Source organism: Paraburkholderia sp. GAS206C (assembly GCF_050435645.1).
Taxonomy (GTDB): Bacteria; Pseudomonadota; Gammaproteobacteria; order Burkholderiales; family Burkholderiaceae; genus Paraburkholderia; species Paraburkholderia phenazinium_B.
Genome location: NZ_JBNDKR010000003.1, coordinates 85,178 through 103,796, shown reverse-complemented (window position 1 = coordinate 103,796; position 18,619 = coordinate 85,178). Strand labels below are relative to the sequence as shown.

General features: G+C 62.8%; 21 protein-coding genes. 5 read left to right on the top strand and 16 right to left on the bottom strand.

Going from position 1 to position 18,619, the window contains the following annotated elements; genetic code table 11:
- Positions 1–47: 47 nt before the first annotated feature.
- Entirely contained in the window at positions 48–830 is a 783-nt protein-coding gene (ugpQ, locus tag P3T20_RS08765) for a glycerophosphodiester phosphodiesterase (protein ID WP_429286711.1), read from the bottom strand.
- A 432-nt stretch (positions 831–1,262) separates the two neighbouring features.
- Here ugpQ and P3T20_RS08760 point away from each other — a divergent pair, with 432 nt between their 5' ends.
- Positions 1,263–2,036 (top strand): DeoR/GlpR family DNA-binding transcription regulator, encoded by a 774-nt coding sequence (locus tag P3T20_RS08760; protein WP_429286710.1) that lies wholly within the window; start codon positions 1,263–1,265, stop codon positions 2,034–2,036.
- Between the two features lie 12 nt (positions 2,037–2,048).
- Here the strand turns inward: P3T20_RS08760 and P3T20_RS08755 are convergent, their stop codons facing one another.
- The gene (locus P3T20_RS08755) at positions 2,049–3,716 is read right to left on the bottom strand and encodes a Na/Pi cotransporter family protein (RefSeq protein WP_074263229.1); all 1,668 of its coding nucleotides are present in this window, start codon (positions 3,714–3,716) and stop codon (positions 2,049–2,051) included.
- A 206-nt stretch (positions 3,717–3,922) separates the two neighbouring features.
- Between P3T20_RS08755 and P3T20_RS08750 the strand changes: the two genes are divergently transcribed.
- Positions 3,923–4,606, top strand: coding sequence for an HAD family hydrolase (locus P3T20_RS08750; RefSeq protein WP_429286709.1), 684 nt, complete (start codon positions 3,923–3,925; stop codon positions 4,604–4,606).
- A gap of 15 nt (positions 4,607–4,621) precedes the next feature.
- Here the strand turns inward: P3T20_RS08750 and P3T20_RS08745 are convergent, their stop codons facing one another.
- The 3 genes from P3T20_RS08745 to tauA form a co-directional block, all read right to left on the bottom strand.
- Positions 4,622–5,533 carry an ABC transporter permease subunit gene (locus P3T20_RS08745; RefSeq protein ID WP_074263227.1) on the bottom strand — a complete coding sequence of 304 codons (912 nt, stop codon included), beginning with the start codon at positions 5,531–5,533 and terminating at the stop codon, positions 4,622–4,624.
- Positions 5,530–6,327: a taurine ABC transporter ATP-binding protein gene (locus P3T20_RS08740; protein ID WP_074263226.1), complete on the bottom strand. Its 798-nt coding sequence runs from the start codon at positions 6,325–6,327 to the stop codon at positions 5,530–5,532. The genes P3T20_RS08745 and P3T20_RS08740 overlap by 4 nt, the downstream gene beginning before the upstream one ends.
- A 68-nt stretch (positions 6,328–6,395) precedes the next feature.
- Complete coding sequence (gene tauA / locus P3T20_RS08735; protein WP_074263225.1) at positions 6,396–7,421, bottom strand: taurine ABC transporter substrate-binding protein; 1,026 nt, start codon at positions 7,419–7,421, stop codon at positions 6,396–6,398.
- 278 nt (positions 7,422–7,699) lie between these two features.
- Here tauA and P3T20_RS08730 point away from each other — a divergent pair, with 278 nt between their 5' ends.
- A complete protein-coding gene (locus P3T20_RS08730) occupies positions 7,700–8,146 on the top strand; it encodes a hypothetical protein (protein WP_074263224.1) in 447 nt (148 codons plus the stop codon).
- Between the two features lie 51 nt (positions 8,147–8,197).
- Complete coding sequence (locus P3T20_RS08725; RefSeq protein WP_167379370.1) at positions 8,198–8,338, top strand: hypothetical protein; 141 nt, start codon at positions 8,198–8,200, stop codon at positions 8,336–8,338.
- A 114-nt stretch (positions 8,339–8,452) separates the two neighbouring features.
- Here the strand turns inward: P3T20_RS08725 and lipA are convergent, their stop codons facing one another.
- From lipA to P3T20_RS08710, 3 genes are read right to left on the bottom strand one after another with little or no spacing between them, the layout of a single operon-like run.
- A complete protein-coding gene (gene lipA, locus P3T20_RS08720; protein ID WP_074263223.1) occupies positions 8,453–9,457 on the bottom strand; it encodes a lipoyl synthase in 1,005 nt (334 codons plus the stop codon).
- Positions 9,458–9,470: 13 nt separating this feature from the next.
- A complete protein-coding gene (gene lipB / locus P3T20_RS08715) occupies positions 9,471–10,292 on the bottom strand; it encodes a lipoyl(octanoyl) transferase LipB (RefSeq protein ID WP_429286708.1) in 822 nt (273 codons plus the stop codon).
- A 59-nt stretch (positions 10,293–10,351) separates the two neighbouring features.
- Positions 10,352–10,678: a DUF2917 domain-containing protein gene (locus P3T20_RS08710; protein WP_074263221.1), complete on the bottom strand. Its 327-nt coding sequence runs from the start codon at positions 10,676–10,678 to the stop codon at positions 10,352–10,354.
- A gap of 98 nt (positions 10,679–10,776) precedes the next feature.
- Between P3T20_RS08710 and P3T20_RS08705 the strand changes: the two genes are divergently transcribed.
- Positions 10,777–11,733, top strand: a complete 957-nt coding sequence (locus tag P3T20_RS08705) for a transcriptional regulator GcvA (RefSeq protein WP_074263220.1) — start codon at positions 10,777–10,779, stop codon at positions 11,731–11,733.
- Positions 11,734–11,766: 33 nt separating this feature from the next.
- On the opposite strand, the gene P3T20_RS08700 is transcribed toward P3T20_RS08705, so the two are convergent.
- From P3T20_RS08700 to P3T20_RS08665, 8 genes are all read right to left on the bottom strand, one after another.
- Positions 11,767–12,036 (bottom strand): DUF493 family protein, encoded by a 270-nt coding sequence (locus P3T20_RS08700; RefSeq protein ID WP_074263219.1) that lies wholly within the window; start codon positions 12,034–12,036, stop codon positions 11,767–11,769.
- Positions 12,037–12,128: 92 nt separating this feature from the next.
- On the bottom strand, positions 12,129–13,352 hold the full coding sequence (locus P3T20_RS08695; protein ID WP_074263218.1) for a D-alanyl-D-alanine carboxypeptidase family protein: 1,224 nt from the start codon (positions 13,350–13,352) through the stop codon (positions 12,129–12,131).
- A 324-nt stretch (positions 13,353–13,676) separates the two neighbouring features.
- Positions 13,677–14,321 carry an alpha/beta hydrolase gene (locus tag P3T20_RS08690; RefSeq protein WP_074263217.1) on the bottom strand — a complete coding sequence of 215 codons (645 nt, stop codon included), beginning with the start codon at positions 14,319–14,321 and terminating at the stop codon, positions 13,677–13,679.
- 8 nt (positions 14,322–14,329) lie between these two features.
- The gene (locus tag P3T20_RS08685) at positions 14,330–14,653 is read right to left on the bottom strand and encodes a (2Fe-2S) ferredoxin domain-containing protein (protein WP_074263216.1); all 324 of its coding nucleotides are present in this window, start codon (positions 14,651–14,653) and stop codon (positions 14,330–14,332) included.
- A 173-nt stretch (positions 14,654–14,826) separates the two neighbouring features.
- On the bottom strand, positions 14,827–15,522 hold the full coding sequence (locus P3T20_RS08680) for an ABC-type transport auxiliary lipoprotein family protein (RefSeq protein WP_083611345.1): 696 nt from the start codon (positions 15,520–15,522) through the stop codon (positions 14,827–14,829).
- An 18-nt stretch (positions 15,523–15,540) separates the two neighbouring features.
- Positions 15,541–16,503 (bottom strand): MlaD family protein, encoded by a 963-nt coding sequence (locus tag P3T20_RS08675; protein ID WP_074263215.1) that lies wholly within the window; start codon positions 16,501–16,503, stop codon positions 15,541–15,543.
- A gap of 15 nt (positions 16,504–16,518) precedes the next feature.
- Entirely contained in the window at positions 16,519–17,397 is an 879-nt protein-coding gene (locus P3T20_RS08670; protein WP_074263214.1) for an ABC transporter ATP-binding protein, read from the bottom strand.
- Positions 17,394–18,527 carry an MlaE family ABC transporter permease gene (locus tag P3T20_RS08665; RefSeq protein WP_074263213.1) on the bottom strand — a complete coding sequence of 378 codons (1,134 nt, stop codon included), beginning with the start codon at positions 18,525–18,527 and terminating at the stop codon, positions 17,394–17,396. Before P3T20_RS08665 ends, P3T20_RS08670 begins: the two co-directional genes overlap by 4 nt.
- Between the last annotated feature and the right edge of the window lie 92 nt (positions 18,528–18,619).

Below are 18,619 nucleotides of genomic sequence, written 5' to 3'. Positions count from 1 at the left end.
TTCCGGGCGCCTGCCTGCCATGTCTGCCGGTTACGCCGCGAGCCGCGTTAGGCCGGGCTATTCGGCGTGGACAGCATGTCGTGCGCGAGCAGATCGAGTCGATCGGTGCAAAACATGTCGACACCCCATTGCGCCAGCAGCTCCGCGCGCTCCGGGTCGTTGACGGTGTAGACGAGCACGCGCAAACCTGCGGCGCGAATCTCGGCGACCTGTTCAGCAGTCAGATATTTGTGGCTGGCGTGCAGCGACACGCAATCGAGTTCGCGCACAATGCGCAGCCAGTCGTCCGGCACCGCTTCGAACAACATCCCGCGCGGCAGCGACGGCGCGGCATCTCGCGCGGCGGCGAGCGCTTCGTACGAGAAGGATGACAGCAGCGGCTGCGTCTGGCCCTGCCAGAGCTCCAGCGCAGCGGCTGCGACGAGCTGACCGGTGATGGTATCTCGGCCGGGACACGGTTTGATTTCGATGTTGGCGGCGATGCCGTCCTGCTTGCAGCGTGCGGCAACCTCGGCGAGTGTCGGCAGGCGTTCGCCGGCGAACGCGGCGTCGCGCCATGAGCCGGCATCGAGCTTCGCCAACTGTTCCCACGTCTGCTCAGCGGCAGGGCCGTGGCCGTTGGTCGTGCGCTCGAGCGTGTCGTCGTGGAGCAGGAAGAGCTGGTCGTCCGCCGATAGCTTGGCGTCGAATTCGACCATGCGATACCCATAACGCTTGCAGGCGTCGAAGCCCGCTAGCGTATTTTCCGGTGCGAGCGTTCCGCCGCAGCGGTGCGCGACGAGCCGCGGATACGGCCAGTCGGCAACAGTACGATCAATTCCAGTTCCCACGTCTACGCACCTTCGAAATGGTCTCTTATGTACCGCACGCTTCACCAGGCACATCGTCTGGTCGTCAGGATGACGAACCGAACGGTATTATTCGTCAGCAAGCTGTCATGCTGCGGCACGGCATCGAAACGGACGGCGAAATGGGCCACCTGGCTTAGGATGGAGGCAGCATACAGTCGCTTGCCTGCAAAAGCGACAACCGATGTTCGAAAACGGGACACTTCAATTCCTTTTCGAACATTCCGTGTTCGGATTCGATGACAGTCGTCCAATCTGCGAAGGCTAAATTTAAATACACAAATTTGCAAGGGACCAAAAAAATACAACGCAAAACGGTTAAAGTGGGGCCAATGACATCGGGGCGACACACAATCATGTCAGTGATGTTACGTAGAAAAACCGTCCAGACGACTTGATCGCAGAGGGAAATGCATGTGGCAGGAAGACCGTCATCAGAGAATTCGCGCGCTGCTCTCGACACTGCAACGGGTGTCGACCGAACGGATCATGGCGGATCTCGGTGTCTCGCGCGAAACCGTGCGGCGCGACCTGCTCGACCTGGAAGCACTCGGCGAGTTGCGGAGGGTGCATGGTGGTGCAATCAAGCCCGCTGACGAAGCACCCATCGCCGAACGCGCCCACACCCGGGTCAAATCGAAGACGGCGATCGCCAAGGCTGCGATGGGGGTCATCTCCAGCGGCCAGACCTTGTTTATCGACGCCGGCACGACGACCTCGGCCCTGGCGGAAGAGTTGGCGAAGCTCGCCAATCTGACGGTCGTGACCAATTCGATTGACGTCGCGCTGAAAATGCGTGGCGCCGCCGAGCAGCAGGCCGAAGCCCGCAACGAGGTCATACTGCTCGGCGGATCGATCAGCGACCGGGCCATGGCGACGGGCGGCAGCACGACAATCATGGACATTCATCGCTACCGGGCCGACGTGGCATTGCTGTCGCCAGTCGGCATCGATCATCGGCATGGCGCCACCAATTATGATCACGAAGAAACCGAGGTGGCGCGGGCGATGGTCGCCAACGCGCAACGCGTAGTGATCCTCGCCGATTACAGCAAGATCGGTCAGCGCAGCCGCATCTCGTACTGCCCGGCTGAGGACGTCGACGTGCTGATCACCAACAAGAAGGCGGCCGAGTCCACCGAATTCGCGCCGCTGAAGAAGAAGGTGGCGCGGGTCATTCTCGCGTAGATGCGATGGCGGCTATTCCGGCGCGTGCAGGGTATCCAGGACGCGTTTGCGCAAGCGCGTATCGTGTAGCGCGCCGGCTGCGTCGAGCACAGGATAGGCCGTCGAGCAGAACAGCGAATTTAGCCGCTTCATGTCGCTGATCATGTCGAGATGCAGCGCGCTCGTCTCGACGCTGCGCAAGGTTTGCCCGGCCAGGCGGTCGAGGTGGGCATAGGAGTAGACCCGCTCGAGATCCCGGAAGCGCTCCTTCTCAGCCAGCAAACTCTCCGCGCAACGCAGGTCATTGTTGAGAAACACCGATAACCCGAGTTGCAGATTGCTGACGAGGCGAGCGTGCAGATCCTCCAGTTCGCCGAGACCCTGCTCCGAAAACGCAAGCCGGTGGGCGATCTTTTTCTCTTCGATATTGTTGACGATACGCTCGATGATGTCGCCCGCGTGCTCAAGATTGATGGTGAGCGCGATGATGTCGGTCCAGCGCCGACTGTCCGCCTCGTCGAGCTGCTCGCGGGAGATCCTGGCGAGGTAGCTTTTGACCGCGGCATAAAGCTGGTCGATGTCGTCGTCCATACGAATCGTCTCGCGTGCCTTGGCAAGATCATTGTGATGAAGCAGCCCGGCGACGTTGTCGAGCATGGTCCGGACGATGTCGCCGATGCGCAGCACTTCGCGCGCCGAATTGGCCAGTGCCAGAGACGGCGTGGAAAGTGCGGCCACGTCGAGATGTAGCGCCCGCAGTGCGCCGTCCTGCTGCGGCCGGTCCGGCAGCAGCCGGCTGCAGACGCGTGCAACCGGGTCGATCAGCGCGAGGCACGCGCAGCAACGCAGCGCGTTGTAGATCAAATGGAACCCGACCACCGCCTCACGCGGATTGCCGATGAGCACCGGCAAGCCACGCGCCAACAGGGAAGCGAATGGCAGGATGAGCAACGCACCCGCGAGCTTGAACACCAGACTGCCGAGTGCGAGGCGCCGTGCCGCGGCGTTTTGCGCCAACGTGCCGCTCAACGCCAGCAGGCCGCTGCCCAGATTGGCACCAATCACGAGGCACAACGCCACTTTCAGCGAAATCACTCCGGACGATGCCAGCGTCGCCGTCAACAGCACGGCCGCGAGACTCGAGTAGGAAATCACCGCGAAGGCGGCGCCAACCAGGGCATCGAGCATCGTGTCGCCGGTCAAGGCACCGAACATCACGCGTACGCCGGCGCCTTGCATCATCGGCTGCGCGGCTTCGACGATCAGATGCAGCGCCAGCAGGATGAGCCCAAGGCCGATCGCCGTACGGCCCGCCTGGCCCACACGCGTCTGCTTGCGCGTCAGGAACAACGGTACGCCGAGCAGCAAGAGGATTGGCGACAGCCACGACAGATCGAGCGTGAGCACCCGCGCCATCAAGGCCGTGCCGACATCCGCGCCCAACATGATGGCAAGACCACTGGCAAGCGGTAGCAAACCCTGGGCTGCGAACGACGTCACAATCACCGCAGTGGCATTGCTGCTTTGCACGAGGCTGGTCACCGCGATGCCGGACCCGAACGCGCGCAGGCGGCTGCCGGTGCTACGCCCGAGGGCGCTGCGCAGATCCGCGCCGAGCACGCGCAGGATGCCCGTGCGGACGATGTGCGACCCCCATACGAGCAAAGCCACACCGGAGAGAAGGTTCAGGAGAATCAACATAAGGCACGACGCTTCTCAATGCTCTAACCGTAACCCGACCCGCATGCGGCCACCTGGCGACATCCGGAGAAATATGACGATAGTGTTGCACAAATTTGGTTTATTGTAATTTTGTGCACTTAAATATACGATCTGCGAGGATGGGAAAAGCGTGCCGATCCAGCAATGGGGTTGGTGTCGAAGCGTTGGATGCAAGGAATCCTGGGATGAGTCGTAACCTCGCGCTGTTCGATCTGGACCATACGCTGCTGCCGCTCGACAGCGATCAGGCCTGGGCCCACTTCATGGCGAAGCTGGGTGTGGAAGGCGCCGAGCGGCACGCGCACGAGATCGACGCGTACTACCGCCAATACGTGGCGGGCACACTCGATATGAGCGATTTCCTGAACTACACGCTCGCCCCGCTGACACGTCATTCACGCGCACAACTCGATGCATGGCATGCGTTGTTCATGAGCGAAGTGATTGTGCCGGCGATCCGGCCGGCCGCCCGCGAACTGATCCAGCGGCACCTCGATGCCGGCGACCTGTGCTGCATCGTCACCGCGACGAATGTGTTCGTGACGGCGCCGATCGGCAAGGCACTCGGGTTTGAGCATCTGCTCGGCATCGAACTCTGCACCGAGGGTGGCGATCCGCGCGGCCGCTATACCGGCGCGGCCGTCGGCGTGCCGACGTTCCGCGAAGGCAAGATCGTGCGCACGGAAAGCTGGCTGGCATCGCTCGGGTACGCGTTGCAGGACTTTCCGAAAAGCTACTTCTACAGCGATTCAATCAACGACGTGCCGCTGCTCGAGCGCGTCACCGACCCGGTGGCGACCAATCCGGACGAGCGGCTGCGCGCGATTGCGCTGGAACGGAACTGGCCGGTGATTGAGTTGTTTGTCTAAGAGCCACAAGACGCATTACACCCGCCCCTTCCAGGGCACCAGACGCCGTTCCAGCGCTCGCATGCCCAGATCGAAAATCCACGCGATCAGACCAATCAGCACGATGCCCATTACCACGACGTCAGTGCGCAAAAAGCTCGACGCGTTGAGCACCATCTGACCGAGGCCCGCGGTCGCGGCCACCATCTCGGCGGCGACAAGCGTGGTCCAGCCAAAGCCGATTGCAATCCGCAGTCCGGTCAGAATCTCCGGCAATGCTGCGGGCAAGACCACATGGCGCACGATCTGCGCGAACGAACCGCCGAGCGAGTAAGCCGCATGAATCTGCTCGACGGTGGCGCTGCGCGCGCCGGCACGCGCAGCCATGGCGATCGGCGCGAAGCAAGCGAGGTAAATGACGACGATCTTCGCCGTCTCGTCGATGCCGAACCAGATCACCACGAGCGGCAGGTAAGCGAGCGGCGGCAGCGGCCGGTAAAACTCCAGCGGCGGATCAAGTAACCCGCGCGCCACCCGGCTCACGCCCATCAGGATGCCGACCGGAATCGCCGTCACCGTAGCCAGCGCAAAAGCGCCAAACACACGCAGCGCGCTCCACGCAAGGTGTTGCGACAAGGGCAGGCCGCCCTGGATGCGTCCATGACAAGCGTCGATGAATGCGCTCCAGACGGCTTCCGGCGTCGGCAGGAACAGCGGCGGCAGCCAGTGCAGATGCGTCGCGATCCACCACAACGCCGTCAGCGCAATCACCGAAGCGATGCTCAGCGCCGCGGTCGGCCCTTCACCCGGCATGCGCCATGCGCGTACCGGTCTCACGCGCCTCTCCGGGAGCGGCGCGGATGACGACGATGCAAGCGGCGAATCTTTCACGGTAACGCCGGACGAGGCCAGGGGCACCTGGTTAAGTGAATCATTCGACACAGTCACGAGAGCACCTCTTCCGGTGCGCGCTGATGCAGGCGCCGCACCAACCGCTCACGCCACTCGATAAATTCCGGCGACGACTTCACTGCGCGTGCGTCGCGCGTCTCCAGAAAACGCCGGGCGAACGGCAGATCGTAGCTCTCGGCAATGCGCCCGGGTCCGGGTGTCATCACGACGAGGCGCGTCGCCAGAAACAGGGCTTCTTCGACGCTATGCGTGATGAAGAAGACGGTCTTGTGGGTTCGGCCCCAGACGTCGAGCACCAGTTCCTGCATCGACTCTCTCGTCATGGCATCGAGTGCGCCCATCGGCTCGTCCATCAGCAGTACCTGCGGATCGCTGGCGAGCGCCCGCGCGATCCCCACGCGTTGCTGCATCCCGCCCGACAAGGCGTACACCCTTGAGCGAGCATGTTGCTCCAGTCCGACGAGCGCAAGCATCTGCAGCGCGATACGTTCGCGCTGCGCTTTCGGCACACGCTGAAAACGAAGACCGAGCGCGACGTTGTCGAGCACGTCGAGCCACGGCAATAACGCGTATTTCTGGAACACCACGCCGCGATCGGCGCCCGGGCCATTGACCAGCTCACCGCTCAGACGGACTTCACCGCCGCTTGGCTGGATAAAGCCAGCAATGCAATTGAGCAAGGTCGTCTTGCCGCAGCCGGACGCGCCAAGCGCCACGACGAACTCACCGGACTCGATGCTCAGATCGACATCGGCCAGCGCGACGTGAGGGAGCGCGCCACGTGCACCTTCGTAGGCGACGTGCAGCCGCCGGATCTCCAGACTACTCATAAAATGCCTGTGGGTTCCCAATAGGATGCGGTACAGGCGCGACCTGAGGACGCGCCATCATTACCGCATTACTCGTGCGCCGCCTGCTGAACGAAGTGCGGATCGACACCCGCCGAATAGTCGGGCAGCACATTTTGAATCGTCCCCTGGGTCTTCAGAAACACTGCCGTGGCCGCCAGCGATTTCGCCGCCCCGGATTGCGCGCCGCCACCGAGCCACGTGCTGGACGCCTGCTGGGCTGCCGACGGGAAGGCATACAGTGCGAGGCTCGCCGGTACATCCTGGGCATTCGCTCCGGACTCCTTGGCAACGGCTGCAACCTGCGGCGAAGCGGCGGACCATGCCGAGGTGTGATCGCGATAGCTTGCATCGCTTTCAGCTAGCACCTTGACGAAGCGTGCGACAAACTCGGGGTTTTGCTGGGCAAACTTGCGGTCGACCACGAAGCCGTCGAAGGTCGCCTTACCCGTCTCCTCTGCAACCTGACCTGAGGTAATCAGTACCTTGCCGTTCTTCTTCACCTTGGCGAGCACCGGGTCCCAGATGTAGGTTGCGTCGATGTCGCCGCGGTCCCACGCAGCCGCTACTTCTTGCGGACGCAGATTGACGATCTTCACGTCAGCCGGATTCACGCCCGCGTTTTGCAGCGCGACCAGCGTATGAAAATGCGAGGTGGACACGAACGGCACGCCGATCTTTTTACCCTTGAGACCGGCGATGCTCGTCACGCCCGAACCGTCGCGCACCACCAGGGCCTCGGCATTGTTGATGTTGTCGAGAATCCAGAACAGCGAAATATCGACGCCCTGCGACAGGCCTGCCGCAATCGGACTGGAACCGGCTTCACCGAGTTGCACCGAACCCGAGGCCAACGCACGGACCACTTCCGCGCCGCTGCCCAGTTGACGGTAGACCACCTTGTAGCCCGTTTCCTTCTCGACCTCGCCGGTGGCCTGCGCGTATCGCCACGGCAAGACCATGTCCTGATAGGCGATCACAACCTCTTTGGTATCGGCGTGAGCGGCGCTCGCGAAAGGCGCGGAAACAGCAAGCAGCGTGACGAGTGCGGCCAGCGGACGGAAGAATCGGTTCATCGAGAAGCCCCGTTTTAATAAGGTGTTTGGGAGGCTTTCGACTATAGGGAGTTTGGAGACAGGCGGTTCTAACGAATTCACGATTGCTAATCACGCTGCCTGGGCATTGCTTTTTACGTTGGGTTGGATGGGTAAGTCCGTTGCGATGCACGCGTAGTGGCTTGGCGCGGAACGCAGCATGGTTGGCGGTGGAGCGCAAGCTGGTCGTTCGGTCGATTGACCGCCGTATGGCCTGGACCGGATCATGGGTTAGATCTCTTCACTATGCGCTTCAAACCATGATCGAATTTTTAGCTCACTTAAGCTGGCTCTTATCCAATATCGCGGTGCCCATTCTTGCGCCCATCGCCCTGCTGCCACTGCTGAATTTCTCACTTGCCTATCGCGAGATTGCCGGCGATGTTTTGAAGGCCGCATTGCAACACGGCCAACTGTTCTGGACCGTCATCGCGATGAGTGCCGCCGCATGCTACGAACTGGGTTGTGCTCTCGACCAACCGATGTCAACTGGAAGCTATGCGTGGGTGCGGATTGGCCTCGTGTGGCACGTAGCGTTCATCATTGGATCGTCTGTACTCGTCGTCTTTGGCGCCGCCGACGCGCGGAAATATTTCAGCGATCCGGCCAGCAGCGACGTTCCCAGCAGAACGCTTATGTGGGTGTCGTTCCTCGCGACAGCATTCGTCGCGACGAGCTTCTCGATATCCCATTTTGCGTTGAGCTAAATATTTAAACCAATCGAGCTATAATAACAACCAGTCAAGCGAGAACTTAACATGCCTAATCTTATCGACTACCTCCTCGAGAACGACGATGTTCGACATCGCGCCATGATGTACATCGCCTACTTCATGTTTATTGGAAGCGGTATCTACTCCGTCAGCCTGCTGATCGCCCGGCTCTTCTTCTGGCACTAACGGGCGCAAGCAGCAAAGCCCAGCTCAGCGCCTCAAATCCTCGAGTGGCCGCAGACGTAAAAAAGCCCGCAACACGTGCGGGCTTTATATCTAAGCAAACTACCGGCAAGAACCTCAGACCACCCCAGCTCCGTGCGCCTGCAGATCCGCGTGATAGCTCGAACGCACCATCGCGCCAACGGCCGCGTGCGTGAAGCCCATCTTGTACGCTTCTTCCTCGTACATCTTAAAGGTGTCCGGATGCACGTACGAGCGAACCGGCAGGTGGTGCTCAGACGGTTGCAGGTATTGCCCAATCGTCAGCATATCGACGTCGTGCTCGCGCAGATCGCGCATCACCTGGAGGATCTCTTCTTCCGTCTCGCCAAGACCGACCATCAGGCCCGACTTGGTGGCGACATGCGGATGCAGCGCCTTGAAGTCCTTCAGCAGCTTCAGTGAGTGTGCGTAGTCCGACCCTGGGCGCGCTTCCTTGTACAGACGCGGCACCGTTTCGAGGTTGTGGTTCATCACATCGGGCGGAGCGGCATTGAGAATGCCCAGCGCGCGATCCAGACGGCCACGGAAATCCGGCGTCAGAATTTCGATGCGCGTCTCCGGCGACAGTTCGCGCGTCTGACGGATGCATTCAACGAAGTGAGCCGCACCGCCGTCACGCAGATCGTCGCGGTCCACGCTGGTGATCACCACATACTTCAGCTTCAGCGCAGCAATCGTGCGGGCGAGATTGCCCGGCTCTTCGGTATCCAGAGGATCAGGACGGCCGTGGCCGACGTCGCAGAACGGGCAACGGCGCGTGCACTTGTCGCCCATGATCATGAACGTGGCGGTGCCCTTGCCGAAGCACTCGCCGATGTTCGGGCAGCTCGCTTCCTCACAGACCGTGTGGAGATTGTGCTCGCGCAGAATCTGCTTGATCTCGTAGAAGCGCGAATTACCGGTGGCCGCTTTCACGCGAATCCAGTCCGGCTTTTTCAGCTTTTCGATCGGGATGATCTTGATCGGAATGCGTGCAGTCTTCGCCTGCGCCTTCTGCTTCGCCGTAGCATCGTAAGCAGCCGGTGCGGTAGCGGCGTCAGGAGTGGCAGTGCCGGCGAGGTTCGCGGTAACGTCAGTCATTGGTTCGATCCAGTCAGGCGGTCACGACACCAGCCTGCGGTTGGGCGACGGCCGCGGGCGTGCCGTCGATGTTTGCGGTGAGGCATGCAGCAAAGGTCCGGGCTACGTCGTCCCAGCCGGCAGCGACGCCGAGCGTCGCCATATCGACGGTTTCGAGCCCCGCGTACCCGCATGGGTTGATGGCCAGAAACGGCTGCAGATCCATCTTCACGTTCAGACTGACCCCGTGATAACTGCAACCGTTACGGATTTTCAGGCCCAGCGCGGCGATCTTGGCGCCCGCATGCGACCCGGCATCCGGACCGGGCGCCACGTAGATACCAGGGGCGCCCGCCTTGCGTTCTCCGGCGAGATTATACGCCGCGAGCGTGTCGATCACGGCCTGCTCGATGCGCGTCACCAGTTCGCGCACCATCAGCTTGCGGCGGCGCAAGTCGAGCAGCAGGTAAGCGACCACCTGCCCTGGCCCGTGATACGTGATCTGTCCGCCGCGGTCGACCTTGACCAGCGGAATGCCGCTGTCTGCGGATAGCAGATGCGCCGGATTGCCGGCCTGGCCCAGGGTGAAAACAGGGGGATGTTCGACCAGCCAGATTTCGTCCGCGGTTTCTGAAGTGCGCGCGTCCGTGAAAGCTCGCATCGCCTCGAAACTGATTTCGTAGGATTCGACACCGCGCCAGCGCAGCGTTGGAACGGGAGTGGGCAAACCCACTGCGACCGGTTCGGCCTGCGTAGAGGGAACGAGACCGGCCGAAACCGGCGCCACCGGATCAGCCAGGTCAGCTGGAACGAGCTCGGAGGACAGAGAAGGCGAAGAAACCGGCGTGGCACACATGATCCCGGTAGTTTACCGAAATACTGAAATCCCCGCCGGAACCCTCGCCGCACTCACCCTCAAACGGTCCGCCAGCCGTCGCGCAAACGCATACCGAACCGGTCGGCAAGACGCACCAGCCAGTCGACCGCCCGCACATCGGCGCGCGCCGGAACGTCGAACGCCACCCGCGCCTGCGAATCCGCTTCTACGCTCAGCCACAGCCGTTCTCCGCGCCGCAGGCGCAACGTATGGCCCGGTTCGAGCCAATAGTCTTCGGTGTCGTCGCTGCGTGTTACCCATACCGCAGAACCGCTCACCGCCAGCCGCGTGCTGCGCACAACCTTCATCGGAACCGTCTCGCCAGACCTGATTTCAAATGTGATACTAGAGGAAATTTCTCGCATGACAACCTCGCAAAAAGCCGTTTCGTGACTACAATCGTAGGCGCAGCAAGGGTTTACGCAAAACGATCAAATTTCACCTCTATGTGAGAAAAATTGCGATGGACCTACGACAACTCCCAGCGCTGAACGCCATCAAGGCATTCGAGGCCGCGGCCCGCCACGAAAGCTTCTCGCGTGCCGCGGACGAACTGTTCGTGACCCACGGCGCGGTCAGCCATCAGATTCGCGCGCTCGAGGCCGAGCTGGGCGTGACGCTGTTCGCCCGCGACGGCAAGCGCGTGCGCCTGACGGAAGTCGGCCGCCGTTACGCGGGGCAGGTGCGCGCGGCGCTGACCGCGCTCGCCGACGCCACCCGCGAACTGCGCGCCGGCGACCGCGAGCGGCGTCTGGTGGTGTCGATGCTGACGTCGTTCGCGGCGCGCTGGGTGACGCCGCGCATCGGCAGTTTCATCGAAGCTCACCCCCAATGGGATCTCGAGCTGCTCTCCACCAATTCGCTGACGGACTTCGCCCGCGACGACGTCGATGCGGCGATCCGCTTCGGTTTCGGCAAATACCCGGGCCTGCACGCCGAGCTGCTGCTCGAAGAAATCTTCTTTCCCGCCTGCGCGCCGAATTTCAACGGCGGCAATCTGCCGAAAGTACCGGCCGATCTGGCCAAGGTCCCGCTGCTGCGCTCCGATGACGAATTGTGGCGCCCCTGGTTCGACGCCGCGGGCCTGACCGAATGGCCGGAACCGAAACGCGGCGTGTTGTACCAGGACTCGTCGAACCTGCTGCAGGCGGCGATCGACGGACAAGGGGTTGCACTCACGCGCCGCTCGCTGGCGATGCACGAGGTCGCGTCAGGACGGCTGGTCAGGCTTTTCGATGTGGACGGCCCAAGCCCGTGGCAGTACTACTTCATCTGCACGCCGCAAAGTCTGCAGACGGAGCGGGTACGGGCATTCCGGGACTGGGTGTTCGACGAGGTGAGAAGCTTCAAACTGCTCTTCGAACGGGCCTGCTCGGCAGGGCCGCAAAGCGCGGCGGACGCATTGCACGTCACGCCATAAACGCAACTGGGGACGCGAGGCGCGCCCCGCTGCTTACAGCACGACCTTCACCATCGGATGGCCGGTGAGCGCGCGATAGATATCGTCGAGATGGGCACGACTGGTGGCGCGCACCGTCACCGTGAGGCCCGTGTAGTTACCACCGCTCGACGGCCGCATCTCGACACGCGACGGGTCGACCTCGGAATCGAACTGCTTGACCACCGTCACGATCGTCTCGGCGAATTCGGGATGCGACTTGCCCATCACCTTGATCGGGAAATCGCAGGGAAACTCAAACAGCGAATCATTGTCGGGTTGCATCTTTCACTCCTCGGCAACGGCCCGGCAGCATGCCTGCCGGAGCCGCTGTCACGCGAATGCGCACAACTGCACGCACCCGCGCGCATCAGCGCTTACTTCTTCTTGTTGAACATCAGCATCAGCGAATCCCACACGCGGCCCACCACGCCGGCTTGCGGCACGGCCTGAAGCGCCACGATCGGGAACTGCGAGACCACCTTGCCATCTGCCACCAGCTTCACCGTGCCGACCTGCTGGCCCTCGGTGATCGGTGCGATCAGCGGATCGATATGCTCGACCTGCGGCTTGGCCTTGTCGGCGAGACCCTTCGGCACCGTGATGTACTGGTCGGCCTTCACGCCGATCTTCACCGTGTCTTCCGCACCCTTGTAGACGCGCGGGGTCTCGATCACCTGGCCGGCCTTGTACAGACGCACCGTGTCGTACGCGCTGTAACCGTAGTTCAGCATCTTCAGGCTGTCTTCGACACGGTCGTGCTCTTTCACTTCACCCATCATCACCGAAACCAGACGACGCGATGCGTCCGGCGCGCCCGGCAGCGGCCGCTTGGCGCTCGCGATCAGGCAATAACCGGCGGCCTCGGTGTGACCGGTCTTCAGACCGTCGACCGTCGGATCGATCCACAGCAGACGATTGCGGTTCGGCTGCTTGATCTTGTTGTAGGTGAATTCCTTGACCGAGAAAATGTTGTAGTAGTCGGGATAGTCGCGGATCAGGCGCGCCGACAGGATCGCCAGATCGCCCGCGCTCGTGTAGTGCTGCGCGTCGGGCATACCATTCACGTCGGCGAAGTGGGTATGCGTCATGCCGAGGCGCTGCGCTTCGGTGTTCATCATGTTGACGAACTGGGATTCGCTGCCGCCCACCAGTTCTGCCAGCGCGATTGCGGCGTCGTTGCCCGACTGCACGATCATGCCGTAGACCAGGTCATGCACGGAGACCGGCTTGTTCGCCTCGATGAACATGCGCGATTCGTCTGTCTTGACGCGGCGCACCGCTTCGCTCGGGTTAACGATCTGCTCCATCGTGATCTTCTTCGTCTGCAGCGCTTCGAAGACCAGATACGCGGTCATCAGCTTGGTCAGCGAAGCCGGTTCGACGCGCTCATCGGCGTTGCCGGACGCGAGCACCTGATTGCTGGTCGCATCGACGAGTACCCACGAGCGCGCATTCACCGCCGGCGGCGGGACCTGCGCGAGGGCCGCGGTGCTAGCCACCAGCGCGGCCGGCAGCAGCACGCCGAGCGTCACAGCACGGCTGATGGTATGGGGAACGAAGGACGAGAGTGACGAAAAGCCGGAGGTGGAAAAACGCATAGGATCGATTCGGGCAGAAATTTGCATCGCGCCCGGGGGCGCGCAGATTGGAAGAGCCGGTCGGCGAGCGCTGGCCGCGTAAACGCAACGCGGCGCCCGTTGGACTTCCGGCCACACGATCGGTTCGCGCAACGCGCCCCACAATCCGGCCTTGCAATCAAGCAACGGCGCTGACGATGCGCCAATCAACCGGACGGGCCGCGCTGCGCCCAAAAAAGAGCGCTCATTATACGCGCGCCGGGGAGCCAACTTTGCGCATCGCGTGCGGATAAATTTTCATTTGACGCGTACCTGTACCCCGGAAAACGCGTGCCACCCCAGCCGTCAACGCCAGGCGTCGATGATGATGCGCTTCAGAACGTGCAGTTTGCGATGCAGAAAATGCTCGGCACCGGGGATCACCACCACCGGTAATTCCTGCGGCCGCGCCCAGTCGTACACCGACTGGATGGGCACCGTATCGTCGATTTCGCCGTGAATCACCAGCGTGTTTTCCGGCACGGGCGCCACTTCCCAGCGGCTCGCCGCCGTGCCGACGAACACGATGCGTTCGATCGCCTGGCCTTCTTCGAGGAGCCGCGCCGCCACATGCGAGAGCACGAAGGTCCCGAACGAAAAGCCCGCCAGCACGAGGGGCAGATCGGCCTGTCCCGGTTGTGCGCGCATGTAATCGAGCACTGCGCGCAAGTCGTCGCGCTCGCCGACACCCGCGTCGTGTTCACCCTGGGTCTGCCCCACTCCGCGGAAGTTCGAGCGATAGGTCACGTAATTCAGTTGCACGAGGGTGCGGGCAAGCGTCTGCGCGACCTTGTTGTCCATCGTGCCGCCGAACAGCGGGTGCGGATGCGCCACCAGCGCAATCCCGCGCGGCGCCGCGCCGTTGTCGCGCGTTTCATCGGGCAGATCGAGCGCAACCTCGATCTTGCCGACCGGACCATCGATCAGGAACTGTTTCGTATGAACGTTCATGGTGCCGCTTATTGATCGATTTTCAGACGGTCGACGACCTTGCCGTTCGCAAGATGCGATTCGACGATCTCGTCGATGTCGCTCTCGTCGACATAGGTGTACCACGTGCCTTCCGGATAGATCACAAGCGCCGGACCTTCCTCGCAGCGATCGAGGCAACCCGCCTTGTTGATGCGCACCTGGCCCGGGCCCGCAAGGCCCAGTTGCTTCACGCGCTTTTTCGCATGCTCCTGCATGGCCTGCGAGTTGCAATTCGCGCAACTCGGGCGCTCAGCACCGGGATCGCGCTGATTGAGACAGAAGAAGACGTGGTACTTGTAGAAAGAATCCATGGTGTCCGGGGAGAGACCGTATCAGGGGAAATTCGATGGCCGCAAGCGTGTGCAAGCACCGCGGCGCGCCTGTAGCAAACGATTATAGCGAGCGGGGCCTGGGCCCGCTGTTCGCGCCCGCGCTGTCTAGTTCTGTTAAGCCCCAACGCAAGTTACACGCCCGGGCGAGCCGCTCACTGCCCGGCAACCAGCGCCTGGGAACTCAACCATGCGGAGATCTGCGCCACCAGATCGTCGCCTGCCGTAGCGAGCGCTCGCGCACCGCCGGCCGCATCGGCAGAACTGGCCGGCGCCTGCGCGGTGAAGCTGCGCTGCGCGACGACCTTGCCGCTCTGCGTCAAGGTCACGCGCGCGGCGACGGCGCCATGACTTTGCGTCTGGCTGTCGAAAACCTGTTCGAACTCGATCAGCTCCACCCGCAGCACCGGCGCACGCACGCCATCGGAGCCCGTCAGCACCGTGCCGCGCTGCGACAGCACATCGCGCAGGCGCTGCGTGAGCAACGCGGACGGCTCCATGGTCCAGTGACTGTTCGCATAGGACGCGGTCTGCTGCGCGTCGGCGTAGCTCAAACGGTAGACCAGCTTGTCCGACGCCAGCGTCGCGGGTGCGGTCACATCGAGCACCTTGACGGCCGGCATCGGACCCGAGGTGGCCACTTGCGGGGGCGGCCCAAAGTCATAGCGGGCGTCGGCATGCACCGCCGGATTGCCCGCGCAGCCGCCCAACACTCCGAAGGCGAGCGCGACGGCTAGCGCAGCGCCAGCGGAGCGCACACGCTGAGTTGGCCGAAGCGTCGCGCTACGAGCTGGGCTAAAAGGCCCGCCGCAAAGCGAGCGATGAAGCAGACTGGAAAGCGAGCGTGCCATGACATTCTTCCTTTCAGATCACTTTGCCGTGCCGGCTGTGGGCCACGAAAATCCGGGCTCACCCGGGCCAGGCGCAGCGGCCGGCGCGCCGAACAGCACACTGCGCGGACTGGTGCTGAACATGTCGGCGGCGCGATCCACCGAACGCGCGGCGGAACGCACATCGTCAGCCAGCGAATTGACGCGCGGCAAGGTGTCGTAACCGACCCGCGCCGACAGTTCCTGCACCGACGCATTCATCGAGGTCAGCGCGTCGCCGGCCTGCTGGGCCGCCGTGCCGACCTTGTTCAGATTGGATTCGAACGGGCCGTCAGGGCGATTCAGGCCCGTGATCAACTGATTGGTCGAGGCAAGCGTGCGATTCAGCTCGTCAATCGTCTGCGGCAGCTTGCCCGCGGCCGGCTGCATCTGCTTCGTCAACGTCGTTACGCCATCGGCGGCGTGCTGCAGGCTTGCCGCCGTGGCCAGCAACTGATCGCGCATTTGCGGCGACAGCGTATCGTTGACGTCGTCCGCGATACGTTCCAGCTTGCGCAGCAGAATATCGCCACGCTGCTGCAACTGGTCTAGCAGACCAGGCCGCATCGGCAGTTGCGCCACCTGCTTTTCCGACGACGCCAACGGCTCCATATCGCGCCCCGTGTCGTCGAGCTGGATGAACGCAAGCCCCGTCACGCCCTGAAAGCCGAGGCTGCCGAAGGTCGAATGCGTGATCGGTGCGTGCGTGTCCACCAGAATGCGGATCAGGATCTGCCCGGGATGGTCGCGGTCGAACTTGATCGACGCCACCTTGCCCACGTCGAGACCGCGATAGCGCACCGCAGCGTCCGTATACAGCCCGGTGACGTTGGTGCGCGCGATCAGGTCGTACGGCACGCGCACCGAACGGTCGACCTTGAACAGAAACACCGTCGCCGCGATCGCCACCAGCAGCACCACCGTGAAGAGTCCAGCCCAGAACGCATGTGATTTGTTTTCCATTTCAGATTCCCTCTTTCACAGCGGCAATTCGGACGATGCGGGTTCGAGCGCCGCGGGCGGCAGCTTCGCGCGGCGCTCCGGCGGCAACGCCTGCAGCGCGCGGCGGCCGCGCAGGCCGAGGAAGTACTCGCGGATAAACGGATGATCGACACCCGCGGCTTCCTCTACCGGCGCCGCGACCAGCACCTTGCGGTCGGCCAGCACGGCAACGCGGGTCGACAGCGCGACCATGGTGTCGAGATCGTGCGTCACCATCACGACGGTCAGGCCAAGCGCGCGATGCAGCGTGCCGATCAGTTCGACGAACTCATCGGACGCCTGCGGATCGAGTCCTGCAGTCGGCTCGTCGAGAAACAGCAGTTCCGGTTCGAGCGCGATTGCGCGGGCGATGCCCACCCGCTTGATCATCCCGCCCGATAACGCCGACGGCATCTTCGACGCATGCTTGCACGGCAGGCCGACCATCTCGAGCTTCAGCATGACGATGTCGCGCAGCAGGTCTTCGGGGATCTTGCCGAGTTCGCGCAGCGGCTGCGCGACGTTGTCGAACACGGACAGCGACGAGAACAGCGCACCGCGCTGGAACAGCATGCCGGAACGGCTGCGCATCAGCAGCGCGGTGTCAGGCGAGATGGTCGCGAGGTCCTCGCCGAACAGCCTGATCGTGCCGGACGACGGCCTCTCGAGGCCGAGAATCTGCCGCACGAGCGTGGTCTTGCCGGAGCCCGAACCGCCGACGATCGACACGATCTCGCCGCGCCGCACCTCGAAGTTCAGGTGCTGGTGCACGATGTTTCGGCCGTAGCGCTTGGTCAGATCGCGCACCTCGATCACCGGCTCGGCAATCGAGGGCAGCGGCTGGCCGCGCACGGATTGGGCAAGCGGCGCGCTCATCCGAGTCCCACGTTCTGGAACAGGATCGCGAACACCGCGTCGGCAAGGATCACGATAGTGATCGAAGACACCACCGAGGTGGTCGTGCCCTCGCCGAGGCTTTGCGAATTTGCCTTGATACGGAAGCCGAAATGGCAACCGACGATGGCGATCAGCATGCCAAAGGCCACGCCTTTGCCCAGGCCGATCCACAGGTTTGCGATCGGCACCACACTCGGCAGCGCCCGGAAGAAATAACCCATGTCGATGCCCAGCACGACTTGTGCCGAGAGCGCCCCGCCGGCGAGCGCGACGATGTTGGTCCACATCACGAGCAGCGGCATCGCTACGCCGAGCGCAATCACGCGCGGCAAGATCAGCCGCAAGCCATGTGGGATGCCCATCACGCGCATTGCATCGAGTTCCTCCGTGACGCGCATCACACCGATCTGCGCGGTGATCGCAGAACCCGAGCGGCCGGCCACCAGAATCGCCGAAAGCACCGGCCCAAGTTCGCGGATCACCGACAGGCCGAGAATGTTGACGATGTACTGGTTCGCGCCGAACAGCCGCAGCTGCTGCGCGGACAGATAGCTCAACACGATACCGATCAGAAACGCGACCAGCGCAGTGATGGGCAGCGCCCTCGCGCCCGCGTTGTAGACGTTCGCCGAGATTTCGGTCCACGGCGTGATCTTCGGATTGCGCGCAATCGCCAGCAGGTCGAGCACGAAGCGCCCGAGCATGGCAATGCCGCCGTACAGGTGCTCGAAGAAGGAGAACAACCCCAGGCCGAGCCGGGTGAACGGATCGAACTTCACCACCGGCTCAGGCGAATCGCGCATCGAATCGAGCAAGGCGATGCGATTGAAAATGTCGCGCTGGGTGTCGTTCAGTTCGACCAGTTGGGGTGGCAACTTGTGGCCCCAGACGCGCCACAGCGCCTGGCCGCCGACGTGGTCCATGCGCTCGATGCGCGATAGATCCCAATGCATCCCCTCGACCCCGATCAGCGAGCGCAGACGGGGTACGACCTTGCCGGTGGCGCGGTCGCGCGCAAGCGCGAGCGCCGTCCACTGGCCGGAGAGCCGGACGATCTTGCCTTGGCTGCCTGCCGCGACTTCAAGGCCGGGCGGAGTGTCGTAGTTCAAGGATCGCGGGATTCTGGTTGTCGGATCAGGGGCCATTGTAGCGAACGCGGCGCGCAGCAGAGGTGCTACTGCGTTTCGAGTGGTTCTCGCGC

What these genes read in the sequence shown, in the direction of transcription:
- P3T20_RS08710 (WP_074263221.1), bottom strand. Translation starts at nt 10,678, where the DNA reads ATGCGAGAAATTTCCTCTAGTATCACATTTGAAATCAGGTCTGGCGAG.
- P3T20_RS08690 (WP_074263217.1), bottom strand. Translation starts at nt 14,321, where the DNA reads ATGAACGTTCATACGAAACAGTTCCTGATCGATGGTCCGGTCGGCAAG.
- P3T20_RS08730 (WP_074263224.1), top strand. Translation starts at nt 7,700, where the DNA reads ATGATCGAATTTTTAGCTCACTTAAGCTGGCTCTTATCCAATATCGCG.
- P3T20_RS08750 (WP_429286709.1), top strand. Translation starts at nt 3,923, where the DNA reads ATGAGTCGTAACCTCGCGCTGTTCGATCTGGACCATACGCTGCTGCCG.
- P3T20_RS08685 (WP_074263216.1), bottom strand. Translation starts at nt 14,653, where the DNA reads ATGGATTCTTTCTACAAGTACCACGTCTTCTTCTGTCTCAATCAGCGC.
- P3T20_RS08705 (WP_074263220.1), top strand. Translation starts at nt 10,777, where the DNA reads ATGGACCTACGACAACTCCCAGCGCTGAACGCCATCAAGGCATTCGAG.
- P3T20_RS08695 (WP_074263218.1), bottom strand. Translation starts at nt 13,352, where the DNA reads ATGCGTTTTTCCACCTCCGGCTTTTCGTCACTCTCGTCCTTCGTTCCC.
- P3T20_RS08755 (WP_074263229.1), bottom strand. Translation starts at nt 3,716, where the DNA reads ATGTTGATTCTCCTGAACCTTCTCTCCGGTGTGGCTTTGCTCGTATGG.
- P3T20_RS08675 (WP_074263215.1), bottom strand. Translation starts at nt 16,503, where the DNA reads ATGGAAAACAAATCACATGCGTTCTGGGCTGGACTCTTCACGGTGGTG.
- P3T20_RS08700 (WP_074263219.1), bottom strand. Translation starts at nt 12,036, where the DNA reads ATGCAACCCGACAATGATTCGCTGTTTGAGTTTCCCTGCGATTTCCCG.
- P3T20_RS08740 (WP_074263226.1), bottom strand. Translation starts at nt 6,327, where the DNA reads ATGAGTAGTCTGGAGATCCGGCGGCTGCACGTCGCCTACGAAGGTGCA.
- lipA (WP_074263223.1), bottom strand. Translation starts at nt 9,457, where the DNA reads ATGACTGACGTTACCGCGAACCTCGCCGGCACTGCCACTCCTGACGCC.
- tauA (WP_074263225.1), bottom strand. Translation starts at nt 7,421, where the DNA reads ATGAACCGATTCTTCCGTCCGCTGGCCGCACTCGTCACGCTGCTTGCT.
- P3T20_RS08680 (WP_083611345.1), bottom strand. Translation starts at nt 15,522, where the DNA reads ATGGCACGCTCGCTTTCCAGTCTGCTTCATCGCTCGCTTTGCGGCGGG.
- lipB (WP_429286708.1), bottom strand. Translation starts at nt 10,292, where the DNA reads ATGTGTGCCACGCCGGTTTCTTCGCCTTCTCTGTCCTCCGAGCTCGTT.
- P3T20_RS08725 (WP_167379370.1), top strand. Translation starts at nt 8,198, where the DNA reads ATGCCTAATCTTATCGACTACCTCCTCGAGAACGACGATGTTCGACAT.
- P3T20_RS08670 (WP_074263214.1), bottom strand. Translation starts at nt 17,397, where the DNA reads ATGAGCGCGCCGCTTGCCCAATCCGTGCGCGGCCAGCCGCTGCCCTCG.
- P3T20_RS08760 (WP_429286710.1), top strand. Translation starts at nt 1,263, where the DNA reads ATGTGGCAGGAAGACCGTCATCAGAGAATTCGCGCGCTGCTCTCGACA.